The organism is Streptomyces sp. NPDC054847 (genome assembly GCF_053610925.1).
The window spans coordinates 1-1,294 of sequence record NZ_JBSGZJ010000775.1 but is presented as its reverse complement, the minus strand read 5'-3'; the positions used below and the strand labels follow the sequence as shown (position 1 = coordinate 1,294).

The window sequence follows — 1,294 nt, the reverse complement described above, 5'->3', positions numbered from 1 at the left end:
ATCCAGCCCGCCTGGGGGCACCTCCCACGGCCGCCAGGCGTAGGGGGAGTTTGAGGGCACCGCGCGGAGCGCGCGGTACGCCGCCGCAGGGCGGTACGGGGTCCGGGGCTTGCCCCGGTTCTTGAAGGGGCGGGGAGGGGAACACGCCCCGCGCAGCGGCACGCTCGCGGACCGGCTACAGCCAGCCCGCGAACTCCAGTGCCAGTTCCCCCTCCGCACGCCGCCCCGCGGCCACCGCCCGAAGTCCCGACTCCACCGCGCGGAACAGCGTCCAGCCGCGCAGCCGGTCGCGGTCGACCTCGAGGGAGTCCGCGAGGCGGTTCAGCCTGCGGCGGGCCGCCGACGCGCCCGCGGAGGACGCGACGAGGTCCTCGACGCGGTCGCGGGCGAGTCGGGCCAGGTCGTACGCGCGTTCGCCGACCACGGGCTCGGGCCCGACCGCCAGCCATGGCGTGCGGTCGCCGGAAAGCACCTTCCCCTGGCGGAAGTTGCCGTGCAGCAGCAGTTCTTCCGGTGCCGCCGCGACCAGTTCGTCCCGCGCCGCCAGCGCGGCCGCGACGAGCGGTTCCGCGGAGCTCCGCATCGCCGCCGCCTGCCGTGCCGTACGGTCCGCCACCGTCTCGAAGGCATGGCCGGCGGGCGCCTCGACCCACAGCCGCCGCACGGTACCCGCCGCCTCCAGCAGCGCCTTGGCCTCAGGGAGCGAGCGGAGCGAGACCTCGGGGTGCAGCCGCTCCAGCAGGAGTTCGCCGTCGGCGGCGTCCAGCAGCCGTACCGCGCCCCAGCCGTTCCAGTGCTCCAGCGCGGACGCCTCGCGCCCCGGGGCCGCCGACGGGGGCGACAGCTTCAACGCGGCGGGTGTGCCGTCCGGCTGCCGTACGAGAAGGAGCAGGCTGCTCCGGCCGCCTGGCACCACGGTCCGTTCGACGTCCAGCTTCCGCCGGTCCACGGTCTCCTGGACCGTTTCCGGCAGCCGCGCCAGCCACGCGTCGTCCTCACCGAGTGCCCGGACCAGCCGCTGCGGGGGTTCGAAAGCCATACGCCCGTTGTTCCTTCCCCGTCAGTCCTGGCCGGCCCGCTCAGCGAGCCCAGGAAAGGCTACGCCGCTGCCGCGCCAGCGCACCGCGCGGACCGCCGCCTCGCGCAGCGCGCCCGCGGCGTCCAGCCGCAGCGGACCTTCCGCGGCCCGTACGAGATCGGAGTAGACCGCCGCCACCCGTTCCTCCAGGACGGCGGCGAGCCGTATCGCGGCCGCGGCGTCCGGCACGGGGAAGGGCAGGGCGTAGCCCGCGGC

The 1,294-nt window shown here is 76.0% G+C and carries 2 protein-coding genes; both read right to left on the bottom strand.

All coding sequences use genetic code 11. The annotated features are described in order from the left end of the window. Window positions 1-175 precede the first annotated feature (175 nt). The gene (locus ACWGH4_RS35170) at window positions 176-1,039 is read right to left on the bottom strand and encodes an aminoglycoside phosphotransferase family protein (RefSeq protein WP_453467976.1); all 864 of its coding nucleotides are present in this window, start codon (window positions 1,037-1,039) and stop codon (window positions 176-178) included. Between the two features lie 21 nt (window positions 1,040-1,060). Next, the coding region (locus ACWGH4_RS35165) for a DUF4439 domain-containing protein (RefSeq protein ID WP_453467974.1) at window positions 1,061-1,294 on the bottom strand (234 nt) is incomplete at its 5' end.